Source organism: Streptomyces sp. SP18BB07 (assembly GCF_036322545.1).
Taxonomy (GTDB): domain Bacteria; phylum Actinomycetota; class Actinomycetes; order Streptomycetales; family Streptomycetaceae; genus Streptomyces; species Streptomyces deccanensis.
Genome location: NZ_JAQYWT010000316.1, coordinates 39,864 through 57,663 on the forward strand (window position 1 = coordinate 39,864; position 17,800 = coordinate 57,663).

The 17,800-nt window shown below is 69.9% G+C and carries 19 protein-coding genes and 1 pseudogene; 19 read left to right on the forward strand and 1 reads right to left on the reverse strand.

What is annotated here, in order from left to right; translation table 11 throughout:
* The first annotated feature begins 20 nt into the window (after positions 1-20).
* From lepB (PUR53_RS21145) to PUR53_RS21195, 11 genes and pseudogenes are all read left to right on the forward strand, one after another.
* Positions 21-749: a signal peptidase I gene (lepB, locus tag PUR53_RS21145; protein ID WP_329898829.1), complete on the forward strand. Its 729-nt coding sequence runs from the start codon at positions 21-23 to the stop codon at positions 747-749.
* Positions 742-1,842: pseudogene (gene lepB / locus PUR53_RS21150) on the forward strand (signal peptidase I); the annotation flags it as partial. The gene lepB (PUR53_RS21145) and the pseudogene lepB (PUR53_RS21150), both read left to right, overlap by 8 nt.
* Complete coding sequence (gene lepB / locus PUR53_RS21155) at positions 1,730-2,749, forward strand: signal peptidase I (RefSeq protein WP_443078195.1); 1,020 nt, start codon at positions 1,730-1,732, stop codon at positions 2,747-2,749. The pseudogene lepB (PUR53_RS21150) and the gene lepB (PUR53_RS21155), both read left to right, overlap by 113 nt.
* A gap of 81 nt (positions 2,750-2,830) precedes the next feature.
* A complete protein-coding gene (lepB, locus tag PUR53_RS21160; protein ID WP_329898832.1) occupies positions 2,831-3,577 on the forward strand; it encodes a signal peptidase I in 747 nt (248 codons plus the stop codon).
* A gap of 91 nt (positions 3,578-3,668) precedes the next feature.
* Complete coding sequence (locus tag PUR53_RS21165; protein WP_329909354.1) at positions 3,669-4,154, forward strand: NUDIX hydrolase; 486 nt, start codon at positions 3,669-3,671, stop codon at positions 4,152-4,154.
* A 56-nt stretch (positions 4,155-4,210) separates the two neighbouring features.
* Complete coding sequence (locus tag PUR53_RS21170; protein ID WP_005311352.1) at positions 4,211-4,519, forward strand: DUF2469 domain-containing protein; 309 nt, start codon at positions 4,211-4,213, stop codon at positions 4,517-4,519.
* Between the two features lie 128 nt (positions 4,520-4,647).
* Positions 4,648-5,028, forward strand: a complete 381-nt coding sequence (locus PUR53_RS21175) for a YraN family protein (protein WP_329898833.1) — start codon at positions 4,648-4,650, stop codon at positions 5,026-5,028.
* Positions 5,028-6,635, forward strand: coding sequence for a YifB family Mg chelatase-like AAA ATPase (locus PUR53_RS21180; protein ID WP_329909287.1), 1,608 nt, complete (start codon positions 5,028-5,030; stop codon positions 6,633-6,635). Before PUR53_RS21175 ends, PUR53_RS21180 begins: the two co-directional genes overlap by 1 nt.
* A complete protein-coding gene (gene dprA, locus PUR53_RS21185; RefSeq protein ID WP_329898835.1) occupies positions 6,632-7,777 on the forward strand; it encodes a DNA-processing protein DprA in 1,146 nt (381 codons plus the stop codon). The genes PUR53_RS21180 and dprA overlap by 4 nt, the downstream gene beginning before the upstream one ends.
* A 272-nt stretch (positions 7,778-8,049) precedes the next feature.
* Positions 8,050-8,886, forward strand: coding sequence for an RNA polymerase sigma factor WhiG (gene whiG / locus PUR53_RS21190; RefSeq protein ID WP_329898836.1), 837 nt, complete (start codon positions 8,050-8,052; stop codon positions 8,884-8,886).
* A 108-nt stretch (positions 8,887-8,994) separates the two neighbouring features.
* Positions 8,995-9,552, forward strand: a complete 558-nt coding sequence (locus tag PUR53_RS21195) for a TetR/AcrR family transcriptional regulator (protein WP_329898950.1) — start codon at positions 8,995-8,997, stop codon at positions 9,550-9,552.
* Positions 9,553-9,610: 58 nt separating this feature from the next.
* Here the strand turns inward: PUR53_RS21195 and PUR53_RS21200 are convergent, their stop codons facing one another.
* Positions 9,611-10,225 carry a M23 family metallopeptidase gene (locus tag PUR53_RS21200; protein WP_329909289.1) on the reverse strand — a complete coding sequence of 205 codons (615 nt, stop codon included), beginning with the start codon at positions 10,223-10,225 and terminating at the stop codon, positions 9,611-9,613.
* 283 nt (positions 10,226-10,508) lie between these two features.
* Between PUR53_RS21200 and rpsB the strand changes: the two genes are divergently transcribed.
* The 8 genes from rpsB (at position 10,509) to rlmN (ending at position 17,531) form a co-directional block, all read left to right on the forward strand.
* Positions 10,509-11,432 (forward strand): 30S ribosomal protein S2, encoded by a 924-nt coding sequence (rpsB, locus tag PUR53_RS21205; protein WP_329898838.1) that lies wholly within the window; start codon positions 10,509-10,511, stop codon positions 11,430-11,432.
* A 159-nt stretch (positions 11,433-11,591) separates the two neighbouring features.
* Positions 11,592-12,428 carry a translation elongation factor Ts gene (tsf, locus tag PUR53_RS21210; RefSeq protein ID WP_329898839.1) on the forward strand — a complete coding sequence of 279 codons (837 nt, stop codon included), beginning with the start codon at positions 11,592-11,594 and terminating at the stop codon, positions 12,426-12,428.
* 194 nt (positions 12,429-12,622) lie between these two features.
* Positions 12,623-13,384 carry a UMP kinase gene (pyrH, locus tag PUR53_RS21215; protein ID WP_013000392.1) on the forward strand — a complete coding sequence of 254 codons (762 nt, stop codon included), beginning with the start codon at positions 12,623-12,625 and terminating at the stop codon, positions 13,382-13,384.
* A gap of 155 nt (positions 13,385-13,539) precedes the next feature.
* Positions 13,540-14,097: a ribosome recycling factor gene (gene frr, locus PUR53_RS21220; protein WP_045561444.1), complete on the forward strand. Its 558-nt coding sequence runs from the start codon at positions 13,540-13,542 to the stop codon at positions 14,095-14,097.
* The gene (locus PUR53_RS21225; RefSeq protein ID WP_329898840.1) at positions 14,097-15,215 is read left to right on the forward strand and encodes a phosphatidate cytidylyltransferase; all 1,119 of its coding nucleotides are present in this window, start codon (positions 14,097-14,099) and stop codon (positions 15,213-15,215) included. The genes frr and PUR53_RS21225 overlap by 1 nt, the downstream gene beginning before the upstream one ends.
* A gap of 195 nt (positions 15,216-15,410) precedes the next feature.
* Complete coding sequence (locus tag PUR53_RS21230; protein WP_329898841.1) at positions 15,411-15,854, forward strand: hypothetical protein; 444 nt, start codon at positions 15,411-15,413, stop codon at positions 15,852-15,854.
* 2 nt (positions 15,855-15,856) lie between these two features.
* Complete coding sequence (locus tag PUR53_RS21235) at positions 15,857-16,297, forward strand: hypothetical protein (protein WP_329909290.1); 441 nt, start codon at positions 15,857-15,859, stop codon at positions 16,295-16,297.
* A gap of 127 nt (positions 16,298-16,424) precedes the next feature.
* Complete coding sequence (gene rlmN, locus PUR53_RS21240; protein ID WP_329898854.1) at positions 16,425-17,531, forward strand: 23S rRNA (adenine(2503)-C(2))-methyltransferase RlmN; 1,107 nt, start codon at positions 16,425-16,427, stop codon at positions 17,529-17,531.
* Positions 17,532-17,800: the final 269 nt, after the last annotated feature.

Here is a 17,800-nt window from a genome sequence, read left to right on the forward strand (position 1 = left end):
CCGGATAGCATCTGGCCCCGATGGACACCGAAGCACAGCAGCACGTGGAGCGCGACCGTTCCCCCCGCCCTTCCGGCGTCGAGGTCTCCGAGGAGATCTCCGACACAGGAGGGTCGGGGGAGCGGTCGCGTTTCGCATGGGTGGACCGGGCCACCGCATGGGTACCGGGTGGGAGATACACCCTGACCGTGCTGATCTGCCTGCTTTTTCTGGCGCTCTTCAGCAACTTCGTGATGCAGCCGTTCCAGATTCCCAGCAGCTCCATGGCTGGCTCATTGAGGATCGGGGACCGCGTTCTCGTAAATAAGTTGGCGTACCGTTTCGGATCTGAGCCGCGGCGCGGTGACGTCGTCGTCTTCGACGGCACCGGCTATTTCGGGAACGCCGACTACGTCAAGCGCGTTGTCGGCGTGGGGGGAGACCGGGTGGTCTGCTGCGACCAGGAGGGGAGGCTTGAGGTGAACGGCCGGTGGGTCGACGAGTCGTCGTTTCTGTACCCGGGCGACAGCCCGTCGAACGTCCCCTTCGACGTGGTCGTCCCCGAGGGCAGACTGTTCCTCCTCGGCGACCACCGCAGTGACTCCAGTGACTCCCGTGACCATCTCGGGTCCCCCGGCGGCGGCATGGTCCCCCTCGACTCCGTGATCGGCCGGGCCGAGTGGATCGCCTGGCCCGCCGACCACTGGACGCGTCTGGACCGCCCCGGCGCGTACGCGCGCGTGCCCGCCGCCGGCGGTGCGCATGGGTAACCGAGGCAAACCCCGCGGTGCCGCACCCAGCACCGCAGCCGACAATCTGCTGCCCACCGGCACCCGGCGGTCCGGCGGGGCCGCCCGGCCGAGCCGGGTCGAGCGGCGCAGGCTCGCCCGCAAGATCAAGCGGCGCAGACGTCGTTCCGCGGTCAAGGAGATCCCGCTCCTCGTCGGTGTCGCCGTCCTCATAGCCCTCGTCCTGAAGACGTTCCTCGTCCAGGCGTTCGTGATCCCGTCGGGCTCCATGGAGCAGACGATCCAGATCGGTGACCGTGTCCTGGTCGACAAGCTCACGCCCTGGTTCGGCTCCAAACCCACCCGTGGGGACGTCGTCGTCTTCAAGGACCCGGGCGGTTGGCTGGAGGACGAGCAGACGACGGTCAGCGCCGAGGACCCGATCGTCATCAAGCAGATAAAGGAAGGCCTGCAGTTCATCGGCCTCCTCCCCTCCGACGACGAGAAGGACCTGATCAAGCGCGTCGTCGCGGTCGGCGGTGACACCGTCAAGTGCTGTGACACCCAGGGCCGCGTCACCGTCAACGGCATGCCCCTGGACGAGACGGCGTACATCCACCCCGGCAACCAGCCCTCGACCCAGCGGTTCGAGGTGACCGTGCCGCAGGGCCGCCTCTGGGTGATGGGCGACCACCGGGAGAACTCCGCCGACTCGCGCGCCCATCAGTCCGACGATTCGAAGACGGCTCAGTTCGGCGGTACGGTGCCGGAGGCCTCCGTCGTCGGCCGGGCCGTCGTCATCGCCTGGCCGGTGGGCCACTGGGGGCAGTTGGAGGAGCCTGACACGTTCTCCGCCGTGCCGAGCGGGTCGACCGTCGCCCTCGGCGCTTCGCATAGGGTGGCCTCCTCGGATCGAAACGGATTGATCCCTCTCCCGACCCCTGCGGAACTCCCGCTCGTTATGGGAGTGGTGGGCCTGCACCGGCTGTGGCGCGGGCGGCGGTACGGAGTGAGGAGTGGATGTGGGGGATTTGGCGGTCGGCGCACGGTCCGGACACGGTGGTTCCGAAGAACGGCCGGAGCGATCCGACGAGGCGGCTTCCCCGGCCGCGGAGAACGTGGAGGACGTGGAGAACGCCGTGCATTCCGAGGGTCCCGCCGGATCCGGGAGTGACTCCCCGGACGGCGACGCGACGGACGGCGAGAACGACGCCCGGACCTCGGCCGACGACGGCGACGGCGACCAGAACGAGCGGCCCAGGAAGAAGCAGCGCTCCTTCTGGAAGGAACTGCCGATCCTGATCGGTATCGCCCTGGTCCTCGCGCTGCTGATCAAGACGTTCCTGGTGCAGGCGTTCTCCATCCCCTCCGACTCGATGCAGAACACCCTGCAGGAGGGCGACCGGGTCCTGGTCGACAAGCTCACCCCGTGGTTCGGCTCCGAGCCCGAGCGCGGCGAGGTCGTCGTCTTCCACGACCCGGACGGCTGGCTGGACGGCGAGCCCACCCTGGAGCCCAACGCCATGCAGCGGGTCCTCGGCTGGATCGGCCTGATGCCGTCCGCCGAGGAGAAGGACCTCATCAAGCGCGTCGTCGGCGTGGCCGGCGACACCGTGGAGTGCAAGGGCACCGGCCCGCTCAAGGTCAACGGCAAGGCGCTGAACGAGCCGTACGTCTACCCGGGCAACACCCCCTGCACCGTCGACGACACCGGCGGCCAGTTCAAGGTGAAGGTGCCCGAGGGCAAAATCTGGGTCATGGGTGACCACCGGCAGAACTCGCTGGACTCCCGCTACCACCAGAACGACAGCAACAAGGGCATGGTCCCGGTGAGCCAGGTCGTGGGCCGCGCCATCGTGGTCGCCTGGCCGCCCACCCGCTGGTCCACGCTGCCGGTTCCCGACACCTTCGACCAGAACCTGAGCGCCGCCGCCCCCGGCGCGCTCGGCCTCGCGGGCGCGGTGCCGCTGGTGCTGTGGCGCAGGCGCCGCCTTCTGGCCACCGAAAGCCCGAGGGTTTCTGGCACGGGTACCGCCGGGTAGGGTGCCGTCCCAGATCGCCGATCATCCGCGGCCCGCACGGGGCCCCGGACGGTCGATTCTCCGACCTGGGGGAGCACTGGGATGAGCGGGACGACAAGTCGTACGGACGAGGGCCGCGGACGGCTCGGCAGCAAGCTGTCGGGACTGGCCGTGGCCCTCGGCTGTGTGCTCTTCCTGGGTGGCTTCCTCTGGGGCGCGGTGGCCTACGCGCCCTACACCGTGCCGACCGACTCGATGTCCCCCACCATCACCTCCGGGGACCGCATACTCGCCGAGCGGGTGGACGGTTCCGAGGTCGAGCGCGGTGACGTCGTGGTCTTCCGGCAGGAGAGCTGGGGCAACGCCCCCATGGTCAAGCGGGTCGTCGCGGTGGGCGGGGACACCGTCGCCTGCTGCACCGGCGGCAAGCTGACCGTCAACGGCAAGCAGATCGACGAGGGATACCTCCCCGAGGGTCAGCAGGCCGAGCTGACCGGCATCCCGGAGATCACCGTCCCCAAGGGCCGGCTGTTCCTCCTCGGTGACGAGCGCAGCGGCTCCCTGGACTCCACCGCCCACCTCACGGAGGCCGGCAACGGCACGGTGCCGCGCAGCCACGTGGACGCCCGCGTGGACGCCGTCGTCTGGCCCATGGACGGCATGCTGGCCCGCCCCACGGGCTTCGAGAAGCTGGGGGCGCTCTCCTCTCCGGGCCCGCTGCGGCTGATCACCGCCGCGCTGGTCGTGGGCATGGTGCTCGTGCTGGGCGGCGCGGCCTACGGGCCCGTCGCCAAGCGGCTCGGCGGACGCGGCCGTACGACGCGGGCGGAGCCGGCCGGTGTCGCCTGAGGGCGCGGACGGGGGCACGAACGCGAACGCGGACTCGGACGGGAACACGAACGCGAACGCGGACTCGTACGGGGATACGTACGAGGGTGGACTGCGCAGGGTGGCCCGGGTGATCCTGCTGGATCCGCGGGACCGCATCCTGCTGCTCCACGGGCACGAGCCGGACGATCCCGCCGACGACTGGTGGTTCACGCCCGGCGGCGGTGTGGAGGGCACGGAGACCCGCGAGGAGGCCGCCCTGCGGGAGCTCGTGGAGGAGACCGGGATCACGGACGTGGAACTCGGCCCCGTGCTCTGGCGGCGGATGTGCTCCTTCCCCTTCGCCGGACGCCGCTGGGACCAGGACGAGTGGTACTACCTGGCCCGGACCCCCGATACGCACCAGGTGGCGCCCGTCGCCACGGGCCTCACGGAGCTGGAACGACGCAGTGTGGCCGGAGCACGCTGGTGGACGTGCGGGGAACTGACCCGGACGCATGAGACGGTGTACCCGACCAGACTCGCCGAACTGCTTCGCACACTGCTCGACGAGGGTCCCCCCGCCAGACCCGTGGTCCTCGACACCGAAATTGTCTAGGGGCTCGCGGGACTGGCGCACAATGGTGGGATCGCACGGCTGAAGGGGAACATGCCATGAGCGCCGAGGACCTCGAGAAGTACGAGACCGAGATGGAGCTGAAGCTCTACCGGGAGTACCGCGATGTCGTCGGTCTGTTCAAATACGTGATCGAGACCGAGCGGCGTTTCTATCTCACCAATGACTATGAGATGCAGGTGCACTCGGTCCAGGGTGAGGTGTTCTTCGAGGTGTCGATGGCGGACGCCTGGGTGTGGGACATGTACCGGCCGGCTCGGTTCGTGAAGCAGGTGCGGGTACTCACGTTCAAGGACGTGAACATTGAGGAGCTGAACAAGAGCGACCTGGAGCTGCCGGGCAGCTGAGTCGGCTCGCGGGTGAGTGGGTCGTCATTCGTGTGGGTGATGAAGTTATCCACAATCGGCTGGTTGTCCACCAAGATCCAATAGCGGGCTGAGCTGCCCTCAGTGTTGGCGCCGGAGGTGGTGCCGACATGAGCGAGGCACGAGGCAACAACGCGCGAGGTGCGCTCGGCAAGTACGGCGAGGAACTGGCCGCGCGGCGGCTGGTCGCGGCCGGGATGACGGTCCTGGAGCGCAACTGGCGCGGCGGCAGGGCCGGCGAGATCGACATCGTGGCCCGCGACGGAGACGCGCTGGTCGTCTGCGAGGTGAAGACCCGCAGGGCCGGCCCCTTCGAACATCCCATGGCGGCCGTCACGACGGCCAAGGCCGAACGACTGCGGGGCCTCGCCGAACGCTGGCTGCAGGAACACGGAGGGAGCCCGCCGGGCGGCGTCCGCATCGACGTCGTCGGCGTCGTCCTCCCCGACCGCGGCGCCCCCGTCGTCGAGCACGTACGGGGGGTGGCCTGATGGGATTCGCCCGCACGTGCTCCGTGGCCCTCGTCGGAGTCGAGGGAGTCGTCGTCGAGGTCCAGGCCGACCTGGAACCGGGCGTGGCGGCCTTCACACTTGTCGGCCTGCCGGACAAGAGCCTGACGGAGAGCAAGGACCGGGTCAGGGCGGCGGTGGTCAATTCGGGCTGCGCATGGCCGCAGAAGAAGCTCACGGTCGGTTTGAGTCCGGCGTCGGTCCCGAAGAGCGGCAGCGGGTTCGACCTCGCCATTGCGGCCGCGACACTCGGAGCCGCAGAGCGGATCGATCCTAGGGTGCTCGCCGACATCGTCATGATCGGAGAGCTGGGTCTGGACGGCCGGGTCAGGGCGGTCCGAGGCGTCCTGCCCGCGGTACTCGCGGCGGCCGAGGCCGGATACGAGCAGGTCGTGGTCCCCGAGTGCGCGGTGCCCGAGGCCTCGCTCGTCCCCGGGGTGTCCGTGCTGGGCGTACGCAGCCTTCGCCAGTTGATCGCCGTGCTCACGGACGAGCCTGTGCCCGATGAGGATCCGCTGGGCGACATCCGTCCGGATCCGTTCCTCGCGGGCCTCTCCCTCCCCGGAACCGGCCTCGGCACGGGGGTCGGTGGCGACGAACAGCCACGCGACCTCGCCGATGTGGCCGGTCAGCACACGGCACGGGCAGCCCTGGAGGTCGCCGCGGCGGGCAGGCACCACATCTTCTTCAAGGGGCCACCGGGTGCGGGCAAGACCATGCTCGCTGAACGCCTGCCGGGCCTGCTGCCGAAACTCGGCTCGCAGGAGTCGCTGGAGGTCACCGCCGTCCACTCGGTCGCCGGCACCCTGCCGCCGGGTCACCCGCTGGTCGACAAACCGCCGTACTGCGCCCCGCACCACTCTGCGACCATGGCCTCGCTTGTCGGCGGCGGGACGGGGCTGCCGCGCCCCGGAGCCGTCTCTTTGGCGCACCACGGGGTGCTTTTCATGGACGAGGCTGCGGAATTCCACAGCAGTGTGCTGGACTCCCTGCGCCAGCCACTGGAATCGGGACTCGTGGTGGTGGCGCGGGCGGCTGGGATGCTGAGGATGCCCGCGAGGTTCCTCATGGTGCTGGCTGCCAACCCCTGCCCCTGCGGCCGCCACGGCATGGGGGACGACATCTGCGAGTGCAGGCCCTCTTCGATCAAGCGGTACCGGGCCCGGTTGTCCGGTCCACTCATGGACCGCGTCGACCTGCGGGTCACCGTGCAGCCGGTCGCGAGGGCGGAGCTGCTGAGCCTGCACACCGGCGCCGAGTCGACCGCGACCGTGGCCGCACGGGTCCGCACCGCACGGGAGCGGGCGGCCAAGCGGTACGAGGAGACGCCCTGGCGGACGAACAGCGAGGTCCCCGGCCATGAGCTCCGTACCCGCTGGCACGTGCAGCCCGGGGCGCTGCGCAAGGCCGAGGACGATCTGGACCGGGGCCTGCTGACAGCACGCGGCCTGGACCGTGTGCTGCGGGTCGCCTGGACGGTCGCGGATCTCGCCGGACGGGACCGTCCCTCGGAGCGCGACGTGAACTGGGCGCTGGAGCTGCGCACCGGCATTCGCCGCGGCGCCGTCCTGGAAGGGGCCGGCACGTGACGGACGACGAGCGGCTCGCCCGGGTCGCCCTCGCGCGGATCGTCGAGCCCGGGGACGAGGTCGGTGGGCGGTGGCTGCGACAGTACGGTGCCCGGAAGACCCTCCAGCGCCTGACGACGGAGGGTGAGCCGCTGCCCTGGGTCACGCCCAAGCGTTGGGAGGCGCTCAGGGCGCGAGCCGCCCACATCCGCCCCGAGCGTGATCTCGAGGACGCGGCTGCGGCCGGCGTCCGGTACCTCGTCCCCGGTGACGGTGAGTGGCCCGGGCAGCTTGATGATCTCGGGGACGGGCGGCCCGTGGGGTTGTGGGTGCGGGGGACGGCGAATGTGCGGATGTGGGCGTTGCGGTCGGTGGCCGTCGTGGGGGCGCGGGCCTGTACGGAGTACGGGGCTCACATGGCCGCCGCACTGGGCGCGGGGCTGGCCGAGCGGGGCTGGGTGGTGGTGTCCGGGGGCGCGTACGGCGTGGACGGCGCCGCGCACCGCGGCGTGCTCGGCGTCGGCGGAGCGACCGTCGCCGTGCTGGCCTGCGGGGTGGACCGGCCGTATCCCCGGGGCCATGTCCAGCTGATCGGCAGGATCGCGGAACAGGGGCTCGTGGTGGGGGAGTTGCCGCCGGGGGAACACCCGACACCGAGCCGGTTCATCCTGCGCAACCGGGTCATCGCCGCGCTCACCAGGGGAACGGTGGTCGTGGAGGCGGCCCACCGCAGCGGCGCCCTGGTCACGGCGCGGGCGGCACAGCGGCTGGGCCGGTTCACCATGGGGGTGCCGGGCCCCGCCACCTCGGCGCTCTCGGCCGGTGTGCACGACCTGCTGCGGGGCGAGGCCGTCCTCGTGTCCGACGCCGCCGAAGTCGTCGAGCTGGTGGGTGACATGGGAGAGCTGGCGCCCGACCGCCGGGGCCCCGTTCTCCCCCGTGACCTGCTGGAACCCGGAGCGCGGCAGGTGCTGGCCGCACTGCCGGGGCGGGGTGCCGCGGCCCCCGACGAGATCGCCCGCGGCGCGGGCACGACCGTGGACGACGCGGTCGGGAGACTGTACGAACTGCGCGCACTCGGTTACGTCGAACGACACGGCGACGGCTGGAAGTTGACACGCCAGGCGATGATCTCCGTCTCGCCCGATCGGAGGTCGGGTTGACGGCGGGTGTTCGGCCGTCCGGGGGAACGCCGACGGCCTTGCCGTTTCCGGCAGTTGGCGCACCGGAGCGGTCACACAGCGCGATTCCCGCGCCCCGGGGGGACATCTAGCGGAACGTATCTGCGCACCGGCGATCCCCCGGCCTTCGCGCACTGCGACTCCCCAGTCACGCTACGCTCACGAGGATTCCGACTCAGGACAGGCAACTCGACATCAGAACGACAGCTCACCCAGGCACCCCCAGTTCACGGCAGAACGGCACAAGGCGACGAATGCCCCAGCACACCTCCGGGTCTGACCGGGCGGCGGTACCCACCGCCGCTCGCGGCACCGTGCGCCCACCCGCCCCCTCGACACTCGACGAGCTGTGGCGGACGTACAAGACGACGGGCGACGACCGGCTGCGCGAGCAGCTGATCCTGCACTATTCACCGCTGGTGAAGTACGTGGCGGGCCGGGTGAGCGTCGGCCTGCCGACCAACGTCGAGCAGGCGGACTTCGTCTCCTCCGGGGTCTTCGGGCTCATCGACGCGATCGAGAAGTTCGACATCGACCGGGAGATCAAGTTCGAGACGTACGCGATCACCCGGATCCGGGGCGCCATGATCGACGAACTGCGCGCGCTGGACTGGATCCCCCGGTCGGTGCGGCAGAAGGCCCGCAACGTCGAGCGGGCCTACGCCACGCTGGAGTCCCGGCTCAGACGCACCCCGAGCGAGGGCGAGGTCGCCGCCGAGATGGGTATCGCGGTCGACGAACTCCACGCGGTCTTCAGCCAGTTGTCACTGGCCAACGTGGTGGCGCTGGAGGAGCTGCTGCATGCCGGGGGCGAGGGCGGCGACCGCCTGAGCCTGATGGACACGCTGGAGGACACCGCCGCGGACAACCCGGTCGAGGTCGCCGAGGACCGGGAGCTGCGCCGCTTCCTGGCACGGGCCATCAATACGCTGCCCGAGCGGGAGAAGACCGTCGTCACGCTCTACTACTACGAGGGGCTCACCCTCGCGGAGATCGGGAACGTCCTGGGGGTCACCGAGAGCCGGGTGAGCCAGATCCACACGAAGTCGGTGCTGCAGCTGCGGGCGAAGCTGGCGAGTTTCGGCCGTTGACCCGCCGACCCGCTCCGGCGTCGACACGGGGCTCGTCGGGGAAGGCACTCCCGTCGGTCGCGGTCCGTCCGTACAGTGGATGACGTGCCAAGGATTCGAGCGGCCTCTGTGGCCGAGCACAGGTCGATGCAGCGAGCCGCCCTGCTGGACGCGGCTCGCTCGTTGCTGTCCGAGGGCGGGACGGATGCGTTGACGTTCCCCGCGCTCGCCGAGCGTACGGGGCTGGCGCGGTCGTCCGTGTACGAGTACTTCCGGTCGCGGGCCTCCGTGGTCGAGGAGCTGTGCGAGGTCGACTTTCCCGTGTGGGCGGCGGAGGTCGAGGCGGCGATGGCCGCGGTCGAACGGCCCGACGGCAAGGTCGAGGCCTACGTCCGCAAGCAGTTGGAGCTGGTCGGGGACCGGCGGCACCGGGCCGTGGTGGCGATCTCGGCGAGCGAGCTGGACGCCGGCGCGCGGGAGAAGATCCGGGCCGCGCACGGTGGGCTCGTGGCGATGATCGTGGAGGCGTTGGCGGACCTCGGGCAGGCGGAACCCCGCCTGGGGGCGATGCTGTTGCAGGGGGTCGTGGACGCGGCTGTGCGACGTATCGAGCTGGGCGCCGCCGAGGACCCCACCGCGATCACCGAGGCGGCTGTGGCCATGGCGCTCCGGGGTGTGCGGGGCTGAGGCCGCGCCACCCGGCACCGCATCCCGCCTCGCTCGTAGATGGGTCGGCAGCGCGTGGCTATCCGGGGACCGGCAGCAGGCGTGACGGGCCCCTTCGTAGGAGCCAGGGCGGTAGCAGCGCGAGTGGATCGAGATAGGTGTCCCCTCTGCGTAGTCCCCAGTGGAGGCACGCCGTCGGGCAGTGGGAAGGAGCGGCCTCCAGCGTGCCCATAGGGGTGCCTGCCGTCACCTCGTCGCCCTTCTTCGCCGAGGTCCGGACCGGTTCGTAGGTCGTGCGCAGGGGCGGGTCGCCGGTGCCGGTCAGCTCGATCGAGACGACGCCCCGGCCCGCCACCCGGCCCGCGAACGCCACGCGGCCCGGAGCCACCGCGCGGACCGGGGAGCCCGGCGGCGCGGCGAGGTCGACGCCCCGGTGGCCCCGGGCGTAGGGGGTCGGCGGTGGCTCCCAGGCCCGCGCCACCAAGGGGCGCAGGCCGACGGGCCAGACGCGGGCCACGGCGGGGACGGGCCCCTCGGCCGCAGGCGGTGCCGGGGCGGCGTCCTGTCCCGGGGCCGCGCGGGGTGCCGTCGTCCAGGCCGTGAGCAGGAGCGCCGACATCAGGCACACCAGCAGCGCCGGCCACGCGCCGCTACGTCGTGGGGGTGTGGCCCCGTGGGGCATCTCGTCCGACATGGGGAAAGCGTCCCGCGAGTGGCGCGATCATGGCCGGGATCTGTGGAGTACTCGTCGGTTGTGGATATCGGCGTCACCCGGGGCCTCCCGGGTCCCGTACACTTCTGGTGGCGATCCGGGTCACCGGGTCGACTTCGCACGCCCCGGTACGAGGTCCGTCAGATTCGTCGGACGGTCCGTATCAGCGCCCCTCGGTCCTTCGCGGCAACGGCGCAAAGCGGGCGTCAGGCGCGGGAGCCGTCCGGTTCTCGCGGCACAACCGAGAAATTCAAGGAGAACGGCCATGGCCGTCGTCACGATGCGGGAGCTGCTGGAGAGCGGCGTCCACTTCGGTCACCAGACCCGTCGCTGGAACCCGAAGATGAAGCGCTTCATCTTCACCGAGCGCAACGGCATCTACATCATCGACCTGCTCCAGTCGCTGTCGTACATCGACCGCGCCTACGAGTTCGTCAAGGAGACCGTCGCCCACGGCGGCACGGTCATGTTCGTCGGCACGAAGAAGCAGGCGCAGGAGGCCATCGCCGAGCAGGCCACCCGCGTCGGCATGCCCTACGTCAACCAGCGCTGGCTGGGCGGCATGCTCACCAACTTCTCGACCGTCTACAAGCGTCTGCAGCGCCTCAAGGAGCTCGAGCAGATCGACTTCGAGGACGTCGCGGCGTCGGGTCTGACCAAGAAGGAGCTCCTGGTCCTCTCGCGTGAGAAGGCCAAGCTGGAGAAGACCCTCGGCGGTATCCGCGAGATGCAGAAGGTGCCCAGCGCCGTCTGGATCGTGGACACCAAGAAGGAGCACATCGCGGTCGGCGAGGCCCGGAAGCTCAACATCCCGGTCGTCGCCATCCTCGACACCAACTGCGACCCCGACGAGGTCGACTACAAGATCCCCGGCAACGACGACGCGATCCGCTCCGTCACGCTGCTCACCCGCGTGATCGCGGACGCGGTCGCCGAGGGTCTCATCTCCCGTTCCCGCGTCGCCACCGAGGGCAAGGGCGACAAGGCCGCCGGCGAGCCGCTGGCCGCCTGGGAGCGCGACCTGCTCGAGGGCGAGAAGAAGGCGGACGAGGCTCCGGCCGCCGCTGAGGCTCCGGCTGCAGCCGAGGCCCCCGCTGAGGCTCCGGCCGAGGCCGTTGCCGAGGCTCCCGCCGCCGAGGAGGCCCCGGCCGCCGCCGAGGCTCCGGCCGCGGACGCCGAGCAGGCCTGACCTTCACGGTCGTAGGGCTGTCGACATGACGGCGGGTGGCGCCGAACGCGCCACCCGCCGTTCACCCACAGCCCGTAGATCTTCGGCGGGCGCCCGCCCTACGAGCGGCGGCTGACGCCGACTTCGAGACTTCGAACTCCGGGAAGAGATTCACAGATCATGGCGAACTACACCGCCGCCGACGTCAAGAAGCTCCGTGAGCTCACCGGCGCCGGCATGATGGACTGCAAGAAGGCGCTGGACGAGGCCGACGGCAGCGTCGACAAGGCCGTCGAGGCCCTGCGCATCAAGGGCCAGAAGGGCGTCGCCAAGCGCGAGGGCCGCTCCGCCGAGAACGGCGCCGTGGTCTCCGTCATCGCCGACGACAACACCTCCGGTGTCCTCGTCGAGCTGAAGTGCGAGACGGACTTCGTCGCCAAGGGCGAGAAGTTCCAGGCCGCCGCGAACGCCATCGCCGCCCACGTCGCCGCGACCTCCCCGGCCGACCTCGAGGCCCTGCTCGCCTCCGAGATCGAGGCCGGCAAGACCGTCCAGGCGTACGTCGACGAGGCCAACGCCAACCTCGGCGAGAAGATCGTCCTCGACCGCTTCGCGCAGTACGCCGACGGCTTCGTCTTCTCCTACATGCACCGCACCATGCCGGACCTGCCCCCGCAGATCGGTGTCCTGGTCGAGCTGGACAAGGCCGACGCCGACGTGGCCAAGGGCATCGCCCAGCACATCGCCGCCTTCGCGCCGAAGTACCTCTCCAAGGAGGACGTGCCGGCCGAGGTCGTCGAGTCCGAGCGCCGCGTCGCCGAGGAGACCACCCGCGCCGAGGGCAAGCCCGAGGCCGCCCTGCCGAAGATCGTCGAGGGTCGCCTCAACGGCTTCTTCAAGGACGCCACGCTGCTCGGCCAGCCCTACGCGCTGGACAACAAGAAGTCCGTCCAGAAGGTCCTGGACGAGGCCGGTGTCACCCTGAAGCGCTTCACGCGCATCAAGGTCGGCATCTGAGTCCGTTACGCGACCAGCGCCCGGCCCCGATAGGGTCGAGTGCAGTCGTTCGCGTACGCCGCCCCGTGCGCGCGTGAAGCGATAGGACGACAGCAGATCTGACGAGGAGGCCATTGCCGCGCATGGGATGTGAACACCACCCCACCGGCAATGGCCTTCTTCGTATGTGCGACACGTAAAGAGGCGAGATCTCCATGACCACCAAGCCCGAGAAGAGCGACGTACGCAAAGCGGACCGCGGACGGTTCATGCTGAAGCTGTCCGGAGAGGCGTTCTCCGGGGGCGGTGGCCTCGGCGTCGACCCCGACGTGGTGCACGCGATCGCCCGGGAGATCGCGGCAGTCGTACGCGACGGCGCGGAGATCGCCGTCGTCATCGGCGGCGGCAACTTCTTCCGCGGCGCCGAACTCCAGCAGCGCGGCATGGACCGGGCCCGCTCCGACTACATGGGCATGCTCGGCACGGTCATGAACTGCCTCGCCCTCCAGGACTTCCTGGAGAAGGAGGGCATCGACAGCCGCGTCCAGACCGCCATCACCATGGGCCAGGTCGCCGAGCCGTACATCCCGCTGCGCGCCGTGCGCCACCTGGAGAAGGGCCGTGTGGTCATCTTCGGCGCCGGTATGGGCATGCCCTACTTCTCCACCGACACCACCGCCGCCCAGCGCGCCCTGGAGATCGACGCCGAGGCGCTGCTGATGGGCAAGAACGGGGTGGACGGGGTCTACGACTCCGACCCCAAGACCAACCCGGACGCGGTCAAGTTCGACTCCCTCGGCTACGGCGAGGTCATCACCCGCGAGTTGAAGGTCGCCGACGCCACCGCGATCACGCTCTGCCGTGACAACAAGCTCCCGATCCTCGTGTTCGAGCTTCTCAAGGAGGGCAATATCGCGCGGGCCGTCAAGGGTGAGAAGATCGGCACTCTCGTGGGTGATCAGGGAAGCCGGGCCTGACCGGGTCCTTCCCCTGCCCGGGGGACGGAGCCTGACCGGGGGATGGACAATGTCCTGCCGGTCGGGAACCGTGCAGGAACAAGACGCGACGCAGCCGGCCGCCGACATGACCAAGAACAGCTGCCGGGCCTACTCAAGACACGCAGGAGCAAGTGGTGATCGAAGAGACCCTCCTCGAGGCCGAGGAGAAGATGGAGAAGGCCGTCGTGGTCGCCAAGGACGACTTCGCCGCGATCCGCACCGGTCGTGCGCACCCGGCGATGTTCAACAAGATCGTGGCTGACTACTACGGCGCGCTGACGCCGATCAACCAGCTCGCCTCGTTCTCGGTGCCGGAGCCGCGCATGGCCGTGGTGACCCCGTTCGACAAGACCGCCCTGCGCAACATCGAGCAGGCGATCCGCGACTCCGACCTCGGCGTCAACCCGAGCAACGACGGCAACATCATCCGGGTGGTGTTCCCCGAGCTGACCGAGGAGCGCCGCCGCGACTACATCAAGGTCGCCAAGAGCAAGGCGGAGGACTCCAAGGTGTCCATCCGCTCGGTCCGCCGCAAGGCCAAGGACGCGATCGACAAGCTCGTCAAGGACGGCGAGGTCGGCGAGGACGAGGGCCGCCGTGCGGAGAAGGAGCTCGACGACACCACCGCGAAGTACGTGGCCCAGGTGGACGAGCTGCTCAAGCACAAGGAAGCGGAGCTCCTCGAGGTCTGATGAACGACTCTTCCTGGGGGGCGCCGCCACAAGCCGGGTACTGGGCGCCGACCGACCGGGGACCTGTCCAGGGGCATGCCCCGGCGGGTCCCCCGTACGATGCGCCTGAGGCCCAGCAGACTCGCCCCATGCCCATCGTGCCCGATGTACCCGCGCATGGCGGGAACCAGGACGACGACCGGGGGGCCGCTCGGCAGGCCGGCCCCCCGTTCCGTGACGAGATGCCGTCGGCGCAGCCCCACGGGGCGGCGCCGCAGAAGCCGGAGCCCATGCCCGACGCCCCACAGCCCGCCCCGCAGAAGAAGAGCGCGGGCCGTGACCTGGGCGCCGCCATAGGGGTCGGCGTCGCGCTCGGGGCCGTCATCGTCGCGTCCCTGTTCATCGTCAAGGCCGCGTTCGTCGGCGTGATAGCGGTCGCCGTGGTGGTCGGGCTGTGGGAGCTCACCTCGCGCCTGCAGGAACGCAAGGGCATCAAGGCGCCGCTCGTACCGCTCGCGGTGGGCGGGGCCGCGATGGTCGTCGCCGGGTACGTCCGTGGGCCCGAGGGGGCCTGGGTGGCCATGGCGCTCACGGCGCTCGCCGTCCTGGTCTGGCGGATGACGGAACCGCCGGAGAACTACCTCAAGGACGTCACGGCGGGGGTCTTCGCGGCCTTCTACGTGCCGTTCCTGGCCACATTCGTCGCGCTCATGCTCACCGCCGACGATGGGCCGCAGCGGGTCCTGCTGTATCTGGTCCTGACCATCGTCAGCGACACGGGGGCGTACGCCGTCGGCTGGCGCTTCGGCAGGCACAAGCTCGCGCCCCGCATCAGCCCCGGCAAGACCCGCGAGGGGCTGCTCGGTGCGATCGCCTTCGCCATGGTCGCGGGCGCGCTGCTCATGCAGTTCGTCATCGACGACGGCGCCTGGTGGCAGGGTCTTCTCCTCGGTCTCGCCGTCGCGGCCAGCGCCACGCTGGGCGACCTCGGCGAGTCCATGATCAAGCGGGACCTCGGCATCAAGGACATGGGCACGCTCCTGCCGGGCCACGGCGGCATCATGGACCGCCTGGACTCCCTCCTGCCGACGGCACCCGTGGTGTGGCTGCTGCTGGTGCTGTTCGTGGGATCCGGCTGACCCGACTGACCGAAATCAAGTACGTCGCTGACGTGCCGTATCGCCGATGAGGCCCGCTGCCTGCCCGAGAGGACAGCCGGGCCTCATTCGTGTCCGGATTCCCTGTGGCCGGAAAAGATCTCAAAGTCCGTGCCCACGTGTTGCAGTATGTGCTGGTCCACAAGATCAAGTGCGGAAAACAACGGGAGAGCACAGATGAGGACACGTGTGAGGGCCAGGGCGGGAGCGCTCGTGGGGGTGCTGGCCGTCGTGGCCACGACGATGGTGGCCGGGGCCGGTCCGGCGGCTGCTGAGGACAGCTTCAGCTTCAGCTACGCCGACATCAGCGGTTCCAAGGACTACGTCATCACCGTCAACAACAACACCTGGAGCGAGGCCGCGGGTCACGCCATCTGGCGGGCCGATCCGAGCGGCGGGTCCACCGGCGACACACTGATCGCCGATGACATCCTGCCGGACGGCTACGGGATCGAGGCCCACCTCAGCGACGGCCGCATCGCGACGACGCGCGGGCACAGTGCCAACTACTCCGACGAGACCTCGGGCAACCTCACCGAGGGCTCCACGTGGTCGATGTGGGTGTGCGTGGTGAAGGGCTCCTTCTCGAAGTGCTCCTCGAAGATCGGCGTCAAGGCCTGATCGTGAGCACACATATGAAGGCTCGGCTCGGCGCGCTGGCCGCGACACTGGCCGTCGTGACCACGACGGTGATCGGCGGGGCGGGTACGGCCGCGGCGGCCGACAGCTTCAGCTTCGGTTACTCGACGAACACCTCGGGCGACGCCGTCATCGGCGTCAGGAACAACTCCTGGGGCGAGGCGGCGGGGAACGCCATGTGGCAGAAGGACCCCAGCGGCAGCGAACCGGGCGACGCCCTGAGCGCCTATGACGTCCTCGCGGACGGCTACGGGATCGAGGCCCATCTCAGCACCGGCCGGGTCGCGACCACCCGCGGCCATGCCTCCCCCTACTCCGTGACCGTCACGGGCAACCTGCCCGAGGACACCGGATACACGATGTGGGTGTGCGTGGTGAAGGGCGACTTCTCGAAGTGCTCGGAGAAGTACGCGGTGCGCGCCTGACCTGAACGTCGTGCCCGCGGCCCACCACGGGCCGCGGGCACGTCTGCCAGGGCTGGGGCGGATCGTGAGGCGGGCGGATGCTTGGTGCGCTGGGTCACTCTCGTCGATCTGCGACACTGGGAGGGTTATGCCGAAGCCCGGAGAACTCACATTCGTCGCCCCCCGCGGAGCCAAGAAGCCGCCGCGGCATCTTGCTGATCTTTCGCCTGTGGAGCGGAAGGAGGCTGTTGCCGCGATCGGGGAGAAGCCGTTTCGCGCCAAGCAGCTGTCGCAGCACTACTTCGCGCGGTACGCGCACGACCCGGAGCAGTGGACCGACATCCCCGCCGGTGCGCGGACGAAGCTCCAGGAGGCGCTGCTTCCGGAGCTGATGACGGTCGTGCGGCATCTGTCGACGGACCAGGAGACCACGCGCAAGACGCTGTGGCGGCTGTTCGACGGGACGCTCGTCGAGTCGGTGCTCATGCGGTACCCGGACCGGGTCACCATGTGCATCAGCTCGCAGGCCGGGTGCGGGATGAACTGCCCGTTCTGTGCCACCGGGCAGGCCGGGCTCGACCGGAACCTGTCCACCGCCGAGATCGTCCATCAGATCGTCGACGGGATGCGGGCGCTCAGGGACGGGGAGATCCCCGGCGGGCCCGCGCGGCTCTCCAACATCGTCTTCATGGGGATGGGCGAGCCGCTCGCCAACTACAACCGGGTCGTCGGGGCCATCCGCCGGCTCACCGATCCGGAGCCGGACGGGCTGGGGCTGTCGCAGCGCGGGATCACCGTGTCGACCGTCGGGCTGGTGCCCGCCATCCACCGGTTCTCCGACGAGGGCTTCAAGTGCCGGCTCGCCATCTCCCTGCACGCTCCGGACGACGAACTGCGTGACACGCTCGTCCCCGTGAACACCCGGTGGAAGGTGCGCGAGGTCCTGGACGCCGGGTGGGAGTACGCGGCCAGGTCCGGGCGTCGGCTGTCCATCGAGTACGCGCTGATCCGGGACATCAACGACCAGGCGTGGCGCGGTGACCGGCTGGGTCGGCTGCTCAGGGGCAAGCCGGTCCATGTGAACCTGATTCCGCTGAACCCGACACCGGGCTCCAAGTGGACCGCCTCCCGGCCCGAGGACGAGAAGGCGTTCGTCGAGGCCATCGCCGCCCATGGCGTGCCGGTGACCGTCCGGGACACCCGGGGGCAGGAGATCGACGGGGCGTGCGGTCAGCTGGCGGCCACCGAGCGGTAGCCGGAGGGACGGCTGGAGGCCACCGCCAGGAGTCGGAATCCGGCCACGGGGTACGCTGACCTCCGTACACATCTTCATATTCCGACAGGGGAGCGCCACAGCGCTGAGAGTGCGGCATCCGGGCCGCAGACCCTCTGAACCTCGCCCAGGTCATTCTGGGTAGGAAGTTCGGTCATCACTCAAGCTGTTGCGCCCTGCCCGGGAGCCTTCGGCATCGCCGAGGGGTCCGGGCAGGGCCGCGTCTCTTCCTGGTCACTCCAGGAGGAATC

Coding starts and splice junctions, on each gene's coding strand:
- lepB (WP_329898829.1), top strand. CDS start 21: ATGGACACCGAAGCACAGCAGCACGTGGAGCGCGACCGTTCCCCCCGC.
- lepB (WP_329898832.1), top strand. CDS start 2,831: ATGAGCGGGACGACAAGTCGTACGGACGAGGGCCGCGGACGGCTCGGC.
- PUR53_RS21170 (WP_005311352.1), top strand. CDS start 4,211: ATGAGCGCCGAGGACCTCGAGAAGTACGAGACCGAGATGGAGCTGAAG.
- PUR53_RS21175 (WP_329898833.1), top strand. CDS start 4,648: ATGAGCGAGGCACGAGGCAACAACGCGCGAGGTGCGCTCGGCAAGTAC.
- PUR53_RS21180 (WP_329909287.1), top strand. CDS start 5,028: ATGGGATTCGCCCGCACGTGCTCCGTGGCCCTCGTCGGAGTCGAGGGA.
- whiG (WP_329898836.1), top strand. CDS start 8,050: ATGCCCCAGCACACCTCCGGGTCTGACCGGGCGGCGGTACCCACCGCC.
- PUR53_RS21200 (WP_329909289.1), bottom strand. CDS start 10,225: ATGTCGGACGAGATGCCCCACGGGGCCACACCCCCACGACGTAGCGGC.
- rpsB (WP_329898838.1), top strand. CDS start 10,509: ATGGCCGTCGTCACGATGCGGGAGCTGCTGGAGAGCGGCGTCCACTTC.
- tsf (WP_329898839.1), top strand. CDS start 11,592: ATGGCGAACTACACCGCCGCCGACGTCAAGAAGCTCCGTGAGCTCACC.
- pyrH (WP_013000392.1), top strand. CDS start 12,623: ATGACCACCAAGCCCGAGAAGAGCGACGTACGCAAAGCGGACCGCGGA.
- PUR53_RS21225 (WP_329898840.1), top strand. CDS start 14,097: ATGAACGACTCTTCCTGGGGGGCGCCGCCACAAGCCGGGTACTGGGCG.
- PUR53_RS21230 (WP_329898841.1), top strand. CDS start 15,411: ATGAGGACACGTGTGAGGGCCAGGGCGGGAGCGCTCGTGGGGGTGCTG.
- rlmN (WP_329898854.1), top strand. CDS start 16,425: ATGCCGAAGCCCGGAGAACTCACATTCGTCGCCCCCCGCGGAGCCAAG.